The organism is Candidatus Acidiferrales bacterium (assembly GCA_036514995.1).
Taxonomy (GTDB): domain Bacteria; phylum Acidobacteriota; class Terriglobia; order Acidiferrales; family DATBWB01; genus DATBWB01.
Window position 1 is genome coordinate 1 of the sequence record DATBWB010000189.1, and the last position, 13240, is coordinate 13240.

Genomic DNA, 13240 nt, shown 5'->3' on the forward strand with positions numbered 1-13240 from the left:
CCCATCAAAAACTGCGGGTCAAGTTGCGCGATTGGATTTGAGTGAGGAAGAGCCATGGATTGCCAACGAGCACAGATGTTGATGGTGCTTCACATCTACGGCGAGCTGGCCGAAGAGGATCGGCCCGCCTTCGAGCAGCACCTTGGAAGTTGCGCGAACTGTACTGCCGCGCTCGAGGTGGAGAGGAAGTTGCGCGGGCTGATGGACCAGCGAGGCACGCGCGAGCCTTCGCCCGAGCTGCTGGCCCGCTGCCGGATGGGCCTGGAAGAGTCACTCGATTTTGACGGGCCGGTGAGCCTCTGGGAGCGGGCGCGGCAAAGCATCGGTTGGGTGAACCCGCTGGGTGTGCATCCTGCCTTGAGCGCGGCGTTGCTTCTGTTGTTCGGCGTGCTCCTGGGCTGGATGCTGACAACGAAGCTGGGAGAAAAGCCGGGCGCCGGCGGCACGCCCGTCTTCGAACAGGCGGGGACGATCCCCGACGACTTCCAGATTTCGGGCATTCACAGCATCGCCACCGATCCCGTCACCGGCGGGGTTGCGGTGAGCTATGATGCCGCCCGGCGCGTAACCCTCACGGGAATGCCTGAGGATGCGGCCATCCAGCGCGTGCTTCTGTTTGCCGTCCGGAACTACGAAAATTCGGGCGTGCGGTTGGAATCGGTGGAGGCGTTGCGGCGGCAGGCCGATGACGTTTTGATTCGTCGCGCGCTCATCTCCGCTATGCTCAACGACAAAAACCCGGGAGTGCGCCTGCGCGCTCTCGATGGACTGAAAAAGTATCCAAAGGACCCGGAAGTGCGCCAGGCGCTGCTGCAGGCGCTCGCCAAGGACTCGAACCCCGGCGTTCGGGTCGAATGCATCAACGCCTTCACGGAATTCCCTGACAGCGAGGTGATCGCCGTCCTGCGCGTCCTGGCGCAGAAAGACAAGAACAACTACGTTCGGATGAAGTCGGCTGCCGCGCTGGAGCAGGCCTGGGCGACCGACAAACCATAGGCCAGAGGAAGAGTTCGCAGGAGGCTGTTCCGGATGCGGGGATCGCTGATGGGTATGCAAAAAATAATCATGCGAGTAATGCTCGCGGCCGGGATCACGCTGTGGTTGACGACAGTGGCCGTCGCCGACGGGAAGGGCGAGAGCCGCATCTATGAGCGGGATGGCCGGTGGGTGGAAGAATCCACCGGGCGGCTGGCGGTGAACGACAGGGGCCAGGTCCAACTCCGCTCCGACTTTGGCAACGTTCGCGTCTCAGCCGGCGCCAGCGGCGAATTTTCCTGGCGCGTCGAAAAAATTGCCGAACGGCAAAGCGAACCCTCCGCCCGGCAGCTTTTCCGGCAGTTCGAAGTGAGCGTGCGGGGCAGCCGGGAGACGGTCATCGTGGAAGGGAGAAGCCTGCGGCACGCCCGCTACCCTCGCCTCCTGGTCGGCTATGAGCTGAAGGTTCCCAGGGAGTTTCATGTGACCGTGGAAACGAACGGGGGAGAAATTCGTCTGGAAGAGCTGGGTGGCACCGTCGAAGCGACTACCGCCGGTGGCAGCATCACCGGCACGGATCTTGGCGGCCCGGCGAGAATCGAAACCCAGGGCGGCGATATTTCGCTGGGCAATGTGGGAGGGGAACTGCGTTGCTCAACCGCCGGAGGAAGCATTCGCGTGGGCGATGTCAAGGGCAACGCGGTGCTGGAGACCAGCGGCGGGGGCATCCAGGTCGGCCGTGTCAGCGGGGACCTTCGAGCCGAGACGGCAGGGGGTTCCATCCGCATTGCCGGCGCGGACGGCGACATCACCGCAGCGACAGCGGGCGGGGGAATTGAAGTGGGTGAAAGCAAGGGCCGCCTATCCGCGCAAACCGCCGGCGGCAATATCAATATCACCGACTCGCTGGGGCTGGTGCGCGCCGAGACGGCCGGCGGGAGCATCTATTTGAGACGCATGCTGAGCGGCATTCGCGCCCAAACCTCCGCCGGAAGCATCATGGCCCAGATCCTTGCCAACGCCGGCAGCTTTGAGCCCTCGGAACTGGAGACGGCGTTCGGCGACATCACCGTCTATCTGCCAGCCGAACTGCCGGTCACCGTCCAGGCCTCGATTGAAATGGCTCGCGGCCACAAAATCCTTACTGACTTTCCCATGCAGATCGTGAGCGACCGGGCCAGCTACGGCCCGGGAGAAATTTCCGGCGAAGGCCGGCTGAACGGCGGCGGGCGGTTGCTCCGCATCCGCACCGTCGGCGGAAACATTGAAATCCGAAAGTTGAGCGCGGAACTGGAGCAAATGAAACAGCAGATGCAGGAGACACTGAAGCAAATACCCAAGCTGAAAGAGGAGCTGAAGCAACGACAACGCAAAATGCTTCGAAAACTTCCATCGCCACCGCCCAAACAGGATGAATACTGAGATGGTTTGTGGCAGCGGGACGGAAGGCCGGAGTTATCGCCCCAGAACGTATGTGCAGGGATCCCCAGGGTAGGAGATGGAGGAAAGGCGATGAGCGAGAGAAAGTTGAATAAGGAAGTCATCCTTTTGGCGGTTGCGCTCGCCCTAGCGCCGGGCGTGCCGTTGCTGGCGGATACGCCGCCACGCCAGCGGAGCGTTACCGTCTATGCGGGAGATGATGCTCAGGACATTCTGACTCTTGCCGATGCTACCGGCTGGCTGGGAATCGGCATTGCCGAGGTCAACGCGGAACGGATGAAAGAACTGAAGCTGCCAGAGGAACGCGGGGTGGTGGTGACCGGGGTTGAAAAAGACAGTCCGGGGGAGAAGGCCGGCCTAAAAGAAAATGACGTGATCGTTGAGTACTCGAGCCAACGTGTCGAGGGCGCAAGGCAGTTGCGCCGGTTGATCGGCGAGACGCCGGCGGGACGCAACATCGCGCTGGGCCTCTATCGCGCCGGGCAAAAGCTGAACCTGACGGCCACGCTTGGCGAACGCCCGGAAAGTTTTGGCGCTCTCCGAATGCGGCGGTTGGAGATGCCGGAAATCCGCGTCCCGCACTTCGAATACGATTTTGATTTTGATGGGCGCGCATGGCTCCAAGGCTTCGGGCGGAGCCGCCCGCACCTTGGCGTGGAAGTAGAAAGCCTCTCTGACCAGCTTGGGCAGTTCTTTGGCGTGAAAGAGGGTGAAGGTGTCCTGGTGCGCCGAGTCGAGAAGGGAAGCGCGGCGGAGAAGGCCGGCATCAAGGCAGGCGATGTCATCACCAGGATAGAAAGTGAGAAGATTTCTGACGCGGGCGACCTCCGCGAGGCGATGTACGACAACCGCGACAGGAAAAGTATAAGCGTCACCCTCGTGCGCAACCGGGCCGAAACCACCGTGACGGTTGAGATCGAAAGGCCACGGCGCGAAGGACGCACGATTAGCTCAAGAGTGAAAATCTAGCGCCGTTCCAACTTATTTTGCCCGCCGCGGCGGGCCCAGCGGCGGAAGCCGCTGGGTTGAACAGATGTAACAACATTGCGCCTCACGTTCGGCTCACGGGCTTCTGCCCGTGGGAGCCATCTCGTAGAGTCCACTGGGCCCGGTTAGTTGAAGCGGCAGCAGAAGTTGTAATCTACTCCCGGACAACTTCCACGTTGGCGGCGGGGACGGCAATTTTCACCAGCCGCTCGCCCTCGAGCCAGAGATGGATTTCGAGGTCGGAGGTGCTGGCGGTCATGTGGCGCCACTTTTTGCCTTGCCGGTTTTCCACGCCGCGGTCAGCGACGGCGATGGTGCCGGGGGTGACGTCCTGGGGAACAAAGATGGGAATTTGCTGCGAGCCTGATTTGGCAAAATCGTAGTGGCGGATCAAGAAGATGAAGTGATGGAAGACGTTGTTGTCCAGGATGGCGACCTGGGGAGTCCCGAAAGAGTATTCAGCCCGGTCGGAACCTCTGTCCAGCTTGTACTCGATCACTGCTTTTCCGTCCTGGTAGGCCACGTTGGCTGAAGCCTTTTTCGGGCTCGACTGTTCCCAGGAGTAAGAGCGCAAGCCGCCGTCCGAGGTCAGGAGCAGCTTGGTGGCCTGCTGCACTTTGCCGTCGGCTGAGTCGAGAGCCACTCGTCCTTCCGCGATCCAATCGGCCCCGTCGCGGACAATGCGAAAGGTTTCCGTGCCAATCTCTTTTCCGTCGGCATAGACCCGAAAGACCCCTTGTTCGGCGCCGGGGAGCGCTGTCTCGGACGGAGCGCCCTGGCGCGTGTCCGGAGCAGCAGCTCGGGCAACCGGAACCATCAGGCAAAGACACGCCACCGTCGCCAGGAAACGCTTTTGACTGGAAAGAGCTGCCCTCAAGCTGTTCCTAACCCTTTCAGCGAAAAAAACCGAGAGCGAGGACCTTTTTTACCACATCGGCAGGTTTGAGTCCCCCGGAATCTATCACAATGTCCGCTTTCTCGTAATAGGGCAGCCGCCGCCGGTAGAGCTCCTGGAAGCTGGCGGCATCGCAAAAAAGGGGCCGGTTGGTGATGCCGCGGCACCTTCGGCGCAGCTCTTCGACGGGGCAACGCAGCCAGATGGTCAGGCCCCCTTCCGTCCGGATAAGTTCGAAATTTTGAATCTGGGCAAAGGTTCCCCCGCCCAGGGCAACTACGCGGGGCAAGTGGTCGGCGGAAGCGGCAAGAGTTTCCGCCAGGAGCTCATGCTCGATGCGGCGAAAGGTTGGTTCGCCTTCGTCGGCAAAAATCTGAACGATCGGGCGGCCGGCGCGGGCTTCAATCAATTCATCCAGGTCCACGAATTGCCATCCCAGCCGGCGGGCGAGCGCCCGGCCAACGGTGGTCTTCCCGCATCCCATGAAGCCAAGAAGGAAAAGGAGGCGACGAAAAGCAAGGTGGGTGGATGCCGTCATGCCCGAAAGAAACGACCGACCGAAAAACTACTTCCAGCGGATGCGGATTGTACCACTAAAGGAGGAGAGCCGCACGCTGGCGTCACCGGTGAGGTAGCGCCCGGCAAGCCGCTGCGGGGATGCGGTTGGGGATTGCCAGGTCTTGGCCAGGGGCACAGCGGGGACGTCCCCCGTAACCTGACCCTGGATGGAACTCGCCTGGAGATCGAACGAGGCTTGTTTGGGGATGCGCAATTCGATGGTTCCGGCATGGTTGGAAAGGTTGTACATGCCACCCGGCTGGAAGTCTCCTTCATAAGCGATGTCGCCGTCGGTGGTGTAGGCGGTCAGCTTGGCAAGAGCGGGCTCGGTGAACTTGAGGTCGCCGGAAGTCGAGCGCACTTCCATGCGCCCGGAGCAGCGGTCGGCGAGCAAGGAACCGGCAGCCGTCTTCACGTTGATGTGGCCGGCCACTTCTTTTAATTCCACATTGGCCGTGCGCGTTTCTATGGCGACGTCCCCGCGGACATACTCCACCCGCACCAGCCCGTCGTGAGAATGGAGCTGAAGTTCGCTCTCGGCGGGAACATAGATTTCGTAGTGCACCACTTCTTTGGACTCATCGTGCTGGCCGACGACCTCGGAGACTACTTCCACGCGGCTGCCCTGCTGGGTGGCATCGGCCACCACATGGCTGCCTTTTACCGAAGCAAGGACGCGGATCTCCGGGCGGTTCCAGGCTCGCACCACCACGTCACCCGAGATTTGGCGGAGGCTCAACAGGGGATAACCGCCTACCGAGAAGAGGCGATCGAAATGCTCGGCGTAAAGGGGAAAGGCAGCAAGAATCAATACGCCGGGAAGCAGGCGCGAGAAGCGGCGGGCGCCGGCCCAACTTGGCATCCATTCGCTCACTACCTTGACCTCATTTCATCCGGGTCAAGCATGGCGCTCAAGAGATCAGCCTTCTGAGTATACGCCTGGTCCAGGGAGTGGCGCACGTCCGGATTTCCCGGATCTTGATCGAGCGTGCGCTGACAGAGATCAATATAGTAGTTCACAGTTGCCAGATTGTTGCGGTAGATAGGGGAGGCGCCGGGATTCAACCTTTCCATCTCGGCCAGCATCGTCTGTTCGGCGCTGGTCAATTCAGCGGCAATATCCACCGGCGGCGCGGGGCTGACTGCCCGTTGTGCCGGGAGCGGTGGTGTGGCGGTGCGGAAGGTGATGACCACACCGGCGATCAAAAGCACAACAAGGTAAGCTGCGGCAAGCGCTGGCGCGGGCAGCGGCAACCACTCTCGAACGAGGTCGCGAAACCAGCCAGAGAACGGTCTCTCCCGCACCAGCCCCTCGGCATAGACAGCGTTTTCAATCTGCTTCCACAGGGCTGGCCGGGGTTCATAGGTTTCGGCAATCTGGGGAGCGGCTCGCTCGATGGAACGCAATTCCTCGACCAGGTTCTGACAATGGCGACAATGCTCGAGGTGAGCCAGCAGTTCGGGGCTGGCTTCCCCCTCGAGATACGCGCCCAACTCGCGACGCAAATTCCGGCAGTCGGCTTCCATGGATCGTTCGGGGCCGGTTAACGGCGTGAAGAAGAGTTCGCCGGGCCCTCCTCCTTATAACGCGCGGCACGTTGTTCCTGGAGCAATCCGCGCATCTTCAGCCGCGCCTTGTGAAGTTGCGACTTCGAGTTGCCGACCGAACAGCCGAGCATTTCGGCAATCTCGTTATGCTCATAGCCCTCCACATCGTGGAGGAGAAAAACCATGCGGTAGCCCCGCGGCAGCCGTTCGATCGCGCGCTCCAAATTCACGCGATCGACCGAGCCTGCCAGCAGGTTGTCCGGACCGCCGAAATCCTTTCTCGGTCCTCCCTCCTCGTCCGGCTCGCTAGCCTCTTCGAGTGAGGTGACCGGCAGGCTTTTCCGGCGGAAGTGCATCAGCACAACGTTCACCGAGAGCCGATGCAGCCAGGTGGAGAATGCCGATTCTCCACGGAACGTCGCAATCTTGCGGAACAGTTGCAGGAACGCTTCCTGCGTCAAGTCCTCGGCTTCGGCCGTGTTGCTGGTCATGCGCAGGCAGAGGGAATAGACGCGGCGCTTGTGCAACCGATAGAGTTGCTCGAAAGCGGCTGCGTCTCCGCGCTGCGCCCGAGCAATCGCTTCGGCCTCAGCCAGTCCCGCCGATGGAGCTCGTCTCGAAGGGCTCAATCAAGCCTCATCGGGACGCATCCATACTCCCTCCCATAGATGCGTATCCCGTTGAAGTAGTTGTCTCTCGCCGCCTGGGGCGGGCGCCAGGCGGCAAGAAAGTACTTGGCGCTTCCGTCGGCAGAAAATCCTGTGCCCTTGGGGCGAAACCCGCCCCTTCCCGCCAACCCCAGGGTTAGGCATGGGTTACTGGACTGGGGTTGCCGGCGGCCGGTGCTGTTCGAAGTCGTTTCTAACAACAATGTTATCGGGCCTATCTTACCTGACGCCACCCACCCTCGTCATCCAAGACCAGGCCCAGGGAAAGGCAGCCCTGAACTCATTTCCAATATTCCCCCCAACGAGAATCCACTTTGCGTCGGATGCTCTCCTCCATCTCGAGCGGAAGCGGGTAGCCCGCCTTCCAGGTGGCGTCAATGGCAATGCGGCCGCGATAGACCGGGCGCGCTCCCAGGAAACTTTGTTCCTGGAAAAGCATGTCGCGGGCGGGATCGAAGCGCGTGAAAATGCCCCAGAGGAGGTTCTCCTCGTCGCTGAGATTCACATCCGGGCTGACCGCCACCACGAATCGGATGGGTCCCAGAGATTCCCATGGGAGCAGCCGCGCCAGCACATCCCGCGCCTCCTTTTCGACAACGACAACCAGGAACCCTCCGGCGAGCAGCCGATAAGCGGAAATGCGCTGGTCGAACGACCGCGGGTCGGCTACTTCCCGCGGCGGTTCCGCGCTTGTGAGCGGTGCGCCGGTGGCGTCGAGGATGAGTTTGCTGCCCACGTGCAGCTTGAAGGAGGTGAAGTCCAAGGTGTCAAGCGGCGCCACGGGCAGGATCAACATGCGCTCTTCGGGCTCGAACCGAAACCACAACTCCCGCAATAATCTGTCGAAATGGCCCGGTTCTACATCCTCCCTGACCAGGATCATCACCTTGGTGAGGGAAAGCTGTCCCAGCCCGAGCAGGGAAAAAGCGGTTTTCAGCACTTCTTTCGGATGACGTTCGCGCAGCGAGACGCCGAGAAGATTGTGAAAACCCGCGCCCACGTAAGCGCAAGTGTTCACCACGTTGGGCGCAATCACCCGGACGAGCGGGCCGATCATCTCGCCCGCTGCCTGGCCGAGAAATTTATCCTCTTGCGGCGGTTTGCCGACGACCTGTGCCGGATAGATGGCATGGCGGCGGCGCGTGACGCGCTTCAAGTGGAACACGGGAAACTCAGCGGCGTCGCTATAGTGGCCAAAATGGTCGCCGAACGGGCCTTCCATTCGGCGCTCGCCCGGCGGAACCTCGCCTTCAAGGATGAACTCGGCGCTTGCCGGGATCCGCATAGCGATGGTTTGCGCCCGAGCCATCGGGGTAGCGCTGCCCCGCAGCCAACCGGAGAATCCAATCTCGTCGAAATCTTCGGGCAAAGGCAAGACGGAAGACAACATCAGGATGGGGTCTCCTCCCAGAACCACGGCCGCCTGTAATGCCTTACCCTGCCGCTCTGCCTCGTAGTAGTGTCCTCGACCGCCTTTCATGCTTTGCCAGTGCATTCCTGTTTTGTTTTTGTCGTAAACGTGAAGGCGGTAAATACCCAGGTTGCGGCGTTTGCTTTTGGGATGTTCCGTCAAGACCATTCCGAAAGTGATGAAGCGCCCGGCATCGCCGGGCCAGCACTGGAGAATCGGGAGCGCATCGAGGTCCGGCTCCTCGGCCACTTCCTGGACGGGCGCACGAGCGACTTGCTTGGGCCGCATCGCCAACCCGCGCCAAAGCACCCGCCGCGATGCCCAGAGTCCTTTGAGCGACGGCGGATTCAGGCGGTCAAACGTTTCGACAAGCTCCTCGCCGATCTCCTGCGGGTGTCGTCCCAGGGCAAGCTCGATCCGCGACATGGAACCAAAAAGGTTGATGGCGAGCGGAAACCTGGCTCCTTTTGGCCGCTCAAAGAGCAGGGCTGGCCCTTCTTCTTTCATCACCCGCTGAACGATCTCGGTAACTTCCAGAACGGGATCCACCTCGACCTTCACCCGCTTGAGTTCCCCAAGGGCTTCGAGTGCCCGAAGGAAGTCGTGCAGGTCACGAAAAGGCCAGCCAGGCGCTTGTTTGACCGAGGTCATGTTAAAAGGGCTTCTTGATGTAGGGGCCTTCCACCGAGCCCTTGATGTAGACCGCCCGAAGGCGAGAGGGCAAGCTGAAGAGAGGGCAAGCTGAAGCTTGCCCCTACATCTTGCACAGAGTCCCTACATCTCGCATAGAGAAGGAGGCCCCCATCTTCTCTGAAGCAGGTCAGACAATGCCGCAAAAACCTTTTGCTGGCAAGCTCCGAGCGCGGGAGGCACATCTTTTGCTGGCAAGCTTCGAGCGCGCGGGGCACATCGGCAGCCGAGAGAGCCGGTGGCCTTGGGGGTATTACTACGACCGCTCTCCTTGACGCCCTTTCCAAGCGGCCGATATAATCGGTTTCTTTTATTCCCGCATCGCATTCCGGCAGAGCAGCAGCGGAAAGGAAGTATCGCTTGGCCAGCGAGGCGCTCGACCAGATCCAGCAGCGCGAAAGAAAACTGAGTCAGATCGAAGCGCTTGGTTTTGATCCCTACCCTCACCGCTTTGGCTTCACGCACACAATTGAGCAAATCCTGGCTCGATACTCCTCGCACTCCGGCCAGCAACTCGAAGCCGAACACCCGACGGTGAAGGTCTGCGGCCGCATCGTGACCTATCGGTTGCACGGCAAAGCCGGGTTCGCGCATCTTCTGGGGCAAGGGAAGAAGCTCCAGATCTACGTCCGGCTCGATGCGGTGGGCGAGAAAATGTTTCAGCTTTTTCAACTGCTCGACTTGGGCGACGTGATCGGCGCGGAAGGGTATCTCTTTCGCACCCGCACGGGTGAATTGACGGTGCACGTGGACCGGTTGACGCTGCTGGCCAAGGCGCTCCTGCCGCTGCCGGAGAAGTGGCATGGACTCGCCGACGTGGAAATTCGCCACCGGCAGCGGTACCTCGACCTGATCGTCAACCAGCGGGTGCGCGAGGTTTTTTTGCGCCGGAGCCAGATCATCCGGGCGCTGCGAGAGTTCCTAGAGGCGCGAGGCTACGTCGAGGTGGAGACGCCGATGATGCAGCCTCAGCCGGGCGGGGCGGTCGCCCGGCCCTTTCGCACCCATCATCAGGCGCTCGACTTGAACCTCTACCTTCGCATTGCCCCGGAGCTCTATCTCAAGCGGCTCGTTGTCGGCGGCCTCGACCGCGTCTATGAAATCAACCGCAACTTTCGCAACGAGGGCATCTCCACCCAACACAACCCCGAATTTACGATGCTCGAGTTCTACCAGGCTTATGCGGACTGCGAAGACATGATGGCGCTCACCGAGGAGATGTTGACGCAAGTGGTGAAGCAGGTCTGCGGGACAACGACCGTGACGTACGAAGGCAAGGAGGTTTGCTTCGACAAGTGGCAGCGACTCTCCCTGCGCGAGGCGATTGCCTGCTATTGGCCGGAGGAGACGAAGCCAACGGCCGCTGAGCTTGCCGAAGCGGCGGCTTTGCGCCGGTGGGCGGCCCGGTACAACCAATGGGCCGCCGCCCGGCAGCTCAACCCGGTTGACCATTCAGCCAGCCTCTCGGAAGGAGTTTTGACAGTGGCCCTCTTCGAGGCAGTCGCCGCAGCGCAACTCATCTCTCCCACGCTGGTTTATGATTTTCCGGCGGAAGTCTCGCCCCTGGCAAAACGGCGCGATGACGATCCGGCTGTGGCCGAACGTTTTGAAGTTTTCGCCGGCGGACTGGAGCTGGGTAATGCGTTCAGCGAGCTCAACAACCCCGTGGAACAGCGCCAGCGGTTTGAAGAACAGTTGCGGGATCGGGCTCTGGCGGAGGCGGTGGGCGAGCGCATTGATGAAGATTATCTTCGGGCGCTCGGCTACGGCATGCCGCCCACCGGTGGCGAGGGCATTGGCGTGGATCGCCTCGCCATGCTCTTGACCGACTCGCACTCCATCCGCGAAGTGATCCTTTTTCCTCTCCTGCGGCCGGAATCGGGTAAATCCGCCGGAAAGGAAGCGGCCGATCCCGACCCCGCCCAAGGCGGGACGACAAGCCGCTCCGGGGCATCGTAAAAACTCCATGACGTTTTCCACTTTCCTGGCTTTCCGCTTTCTGCGGGCCAAACACAAACCGGGCGTACTCCGGCTGATCACGGGGCTGGCTATCTTTGGAGTGGCCGCCGGGGTGGCTTCGCTGGTGCTGGCGCTCGGCATGAACAGTGGTTTCCGGCAGGTGATTCAGGAAGGGTTGCTGGGAGCTACGGCTCACGTAAGCCTTGTCCGCACGGCTGGCGATGGGATTCGCGACTATCGCGCGCTTGCGGAAAGGTTGGGCCGCTGGCCGCACGTCCGGGCAGTCGCGCCGGCGATTTACGAAACAGTGCTCATGGCGAGCGGTTCGCGAGCCAAAGGAGTCGTGCTAAAGGGAATTGAACCCGAGTCGGAGAAGCGGATTGGAGACATTCTGCGATCGGTGCCGGCCAGCGCCCTCCAGTCGCTCGGCCCCGACGAAAATCGGGCGGAAGGGCTGCTGCTCGGGAAGGTTCTGGCGCGCGAGCTGAACGTGGCGGCGGGCGATGGGCTGACGATTACCTCCCCCCAGGGCCATCTGACACCGTTCGGCATTGTGCCGCGCACCAAACGCTACCGGGTCGCTGGCATTTTCGACTCCGGTTTTTATGACTATGACTCGGCCTGGGCCTTTGGCGACCTCCGCTCCGTTCAGGCCTTGCTCGGGTTGGGCGATGTCGCCTCGATCCTGGAGTTTCGTCTGGATGATCTGAACCTGGCTGACCGCATCGGCGGGGAAATCGTTCGCGCGGCCGGGGAAGGTTTCACGGCGACCAACTGGATGGAGCAGAACAAAGCTCTGTTTCGTGCGCTGCGCCTGGAAAAGCTGGTGACGGCGCTGTTTATCGGACTCATTGTATTCGTCGCCGGCCTCAATATTTTTGTTCTGCTGGTGATGACGGTCAATCAAAAGGCGCGCGACATCGCCGTGCTGGTGGCACTGGGCGCCAGGGCGGCGCAAATTTCGCGCGTCTTTGTCAGCCAAGGGCTGGCGGTCGGGCTGCTGGGGACATTCCTCGGGCTTGCCGCCGGCAACGGGTTGAGCTGGCTCTGCGACCACTTTCGGCTCATCCCACTCGATCCTGAAATCTATGCGATCAGCTACGTCCCCTTTCAAGCCCAGCTCACGGACGGAATCTGGATCACGTTGGCGGCGGGGGTGATTAGCTGGGCGGCCACGTTGTACCCGGCCCGCTCGGCCACCGCCATCCTGCCGGTAGAAATTCTGCGTTATCAGTAGTTGCAGGACGAAAGTACCATGCCCAGGGGGGGCCGAAGCAGGCTCGGAAAAAGAATAGCAAGGATGCGCAAACTTCTGTCCCTGGCGAGCATCTTATGAATGAGTTGCTGCGGGCGAGTGAAATAACAAAGAGCTTTCGCTCGGGCAGCGTGGAACTGATCGTGCTGCGCGAATTAGAGCTGAAGGTGAAGGCGGGCGAGATGGTGGCGATTGTGGGGCCGTCAGGTGCCGGAAAAAGCACCCTGTTGCATGTGCTGGCCGCGCTAGACAGGCCGACAAGCGGTAGTATATACTTCGATTCGCAACTGCTTTCGTCTCGGACACGGGAAGAAGTCGCCGCTTTTCGAAATCGCGAGATCGGTTTTATATGGCAGTTGCATCACCTGCTGGCGGACCTCACGGCATCGGAAAACGTGATGATGCCGTTGCTGGTCCGCGGCGCATCCTCGGCCAGGGCGGCTGAGGCGGCCCGGCGATGGCTGGGCGAGGTGGGATTGGCCGAGCGAGCCGACCATTTGGCCGGGGAACTTTCCGGCGGCGAGCAGCAGCGGGTGGCGGTGGCACGGGCGTTGATCGGTGAACCCAAGTTGCTCCTGGCCGATGAACCCACCGGCGACCTGGACGAGGAGAACGCCGAGGCGGTCTTTCGGCTGATTGAGCGGATGCATCGGGGGCATCGTTTGACCTCGATCCTGGCGACTCACAACCTCTCGCTTGCGCGGCGATGCGAGCGGGTGCTTCGGTTGCACCACGGGAAACTTGAGCCCATGGACGCGGGCCCCGATGGCATCGGGGCGGGGACCGAGACCGATGTTTGAGCGCTACACCGAGAAAGCACGGCGGGTGATTTTCTTCGCCCGTTACGAGGCGAG

The 13240-nt window shown here is 61.3% G+C and carries 12 protein-coding genes; 6 read left to right on the forward strand and 6 right to left on the reverse strand.

Going from position 1 to position 13240, the window contains the following annotated elements; all coding sequences use genetic code 11:
- Positions 1–54: 54 nt before the first annotated feature.
- The 3 genes from VIH17_12430 (at position 55) to VIH17_12440 (ending at position 3384) form a co-directional block, all read left to right on the forward strand.
- On the forward strand, positions 55–996 hold the full coding sequence (locus VIH17_12430) for a HEAT repeat domain-containing protein (protein ID HEY4684035.1): 942 nt from the start codon (positions 55–57) through the stop codon (positions 994–996).
- Positions 997–1029: 33 nt separating this feature from the next.
- Positions 1030–2397: a hypothetical protein gene (locus VIH17_12435; protein ID HEY4684036.1), complete on the forward strand. Its 1368-nt coding sequence runs from the start codon at positions 1030–1032 to the stop codon at positions 2395–2397.
- 90 nt (positions 2398–2487) lie between these two features.
- Positions 2488–3384 carry a PDZ domain-containing protein gene (locus VIH17_12440; protein ID HEY4684037.1) on the forward strand — a complete coding sequence of 299 codons (897 nt, stop codon included), beginning with the start codon at positions 2488–2490 and terminating at the stop codon, positions 3382–3384.
- 172 nt (positions 3385–3556) lie between these two features.
- Here VIH17_12440 and VIH17_12445 read toward each other — a convergent pair whose 3' ends face one another.
- From VIH17_12445 to VIH17_12470, 6 genes are all read right to left on the reverse strand, one after another.
- Positions 3557–4279, reverse strand: a complete 723-nt coding sequence (locus VIH17_12445; protein ID HEY4684038.1) for a hypothetical protein — start codon at positions 4277–4279, stop codon at positions 3557–3559.
- Positions 4280–4295: 16 nt separating this feature from the next.
- Entirely contained in the window at positions 4296–4835 is a 540-nt protein-coding gene (locus tag VIH17_12450; GenBank protein ID HEY4684039.1) for a shikimate kinase, read from the reverse strand.
- 27 nt (positions 4836–4862) lie between these two features.
- Positions 4863–5717 (reverse strand): DUF4097 family beta strand repeat-containing protein, encoded by an 855-nt coding sequence (locus tag VIH17_12455; GenBank protein ID HEY4684040.1) that lies wholly within the window; start codon positions 5715–5717, stop codon positions 4863–4865.
- Between the two features lie 11 nt (positions 5718–5728).
- Positions 5729–6382, reverse strand: a complete 654-nt coding sequence (locus tag VIH17_12460; GenBank protein ID HEY4684041.1) for a zf-HC2 domain-containing protein — start codon at positions 6380–6382, stop codon at positions 5729–5731.
- Positions 6383–6399: 17 nt separating this feature from the next.
- Positions 6400–7032 carry a sigma-70 family RNA polymerase sigma factor gene (locus tag VIH17_12465; protein HEY4684042.1) on the reverse strand — a complete coding sequence of 211 codons (633 nt, stop codon included), beginning with the start codon at positions 7030–7032 and terminating at the stop codon, positions 6400–6402.
- A 319-nt stretch (positions 7033–7351) separates the two neighbouring features.
- The gene (locus VIH17_12470) at positions 7352–9133 is read right to left on the reverse strand and encodes a UbiD family decarboxylase (GenBank protein HEY4684043.1); all 1782 of its coding nucleotides are present in this window, start codon (positions 9131–9133) and stop codon (positions 7352–7354) included.
- 399 nt (positions 9134–9532) lie between these two features.
- Between VIH17_12470 and lysS the strand changes: the two genes are divergently transcribed.
- The 3 genes from lysS (at position 9533) to VIH17_12485 (ending at position 13186) form a co-directional block, all read left to right on the forward strand.
- Positions 9533–11131, forward strand: a complete 1599-nt coding sequence (lysS, locus tag VIH17_12475) for a lysine--tRNA ligase (GenBank protein ID HEY4684044.1) — start codon at positions 9533–9535, stop codon at positions 11129–11131.
- A 7-nt stretch (positions 11132–11138) separates the two neighbouring features.
- Positions 11139–12368, forward strand: a complete 1230-nt coding sequence (locus VIH17_12480; protein ID HEY4684045.1) for an FtsX-like permease family protein — start codon at positions 11139–11141, stop codon at positions 12366–12368.
- 95 nt (positions 12369–12463) lie between these two features.
- Positions 12464–13186 (forward strand): ABC transporter ATP-binding protein, encoded by a 723-nt coding sequence (locus VIH17_12485; protein HEY4684046.1) that lies wholly within the window; start codon positions 12464–12466, stop codon positions 13184–13186.
- Positions 13187–13240: the final 54 nt, after the last annotated feature.

Excerpts from the sequence above, each read along its gene's own strand:
- VIH17_12430 (HEY4684035.1), top strand. The coding sequence starts at position 55 with ATGGATTGCCAACGAGCACAGATGTTGATGGTGCTTCACATCTACGGC.
- VIH17_12435 (HEY4684036.1), top strand. The coding sequence starts at position 1,030 with ATGCGGGGATCGCTGATGGGTATGCAAAAAATAATCATGCGAGTAATG.
- VIH17_12440 (HEY4684037.1), top strand. The coding sequence starts at position 2,488 with ATGAGCGAGAGAAAGTTGAATAAGGAAGTCATCCTTTTGGCGGTTGCG.
- VIH17_12450 (HEY4684039.1), bottom strand. The coding sequence starts at position 4,835 with ATGACGGCATCCACCCACCTTGCTTTTCGTCGCCTCCTTTTCCTTCTT.
- VIH17_12455 (HEY4684040.1), bottom strand. The coding sequence starts at position 5,717 with ATGCCAAGTTGGGCCGGCGCCCGCCGCTTCTCGCGCCTGCTTCCCGGC.
- VIH17_12460 (HEY4684041.1), bottom strand. The coding sequence starts at position 6,382 with ATGGAAGCCGACTGCCGGAATTTGCGTCGCGAGTTGGGCGCGTATCTC.
- VIH17_12470 (HEY4684043.1), bottom strand. The coding sequence starts at position 9,133 with ATGACCTCGGTCAAACAAGCGCCTGGCTGGCCTTTTCGTGACCTGCAC.
- VIH17_12480 (HEY4684045.1), top strand. The coding sequence starts at position 11,139 with ATGACGTTTTCCACTTTCCTGGCTTTCCGCTTTCTGCGGGCCAAACAC.
- VIH17_12485 (HEY4684046.1), top strand. The coding sequence starts at position 12,464 with ATGAATGAGTTGCTGCGGGCGAGTGAAATAACAAAGAGCTTTCGCTCG.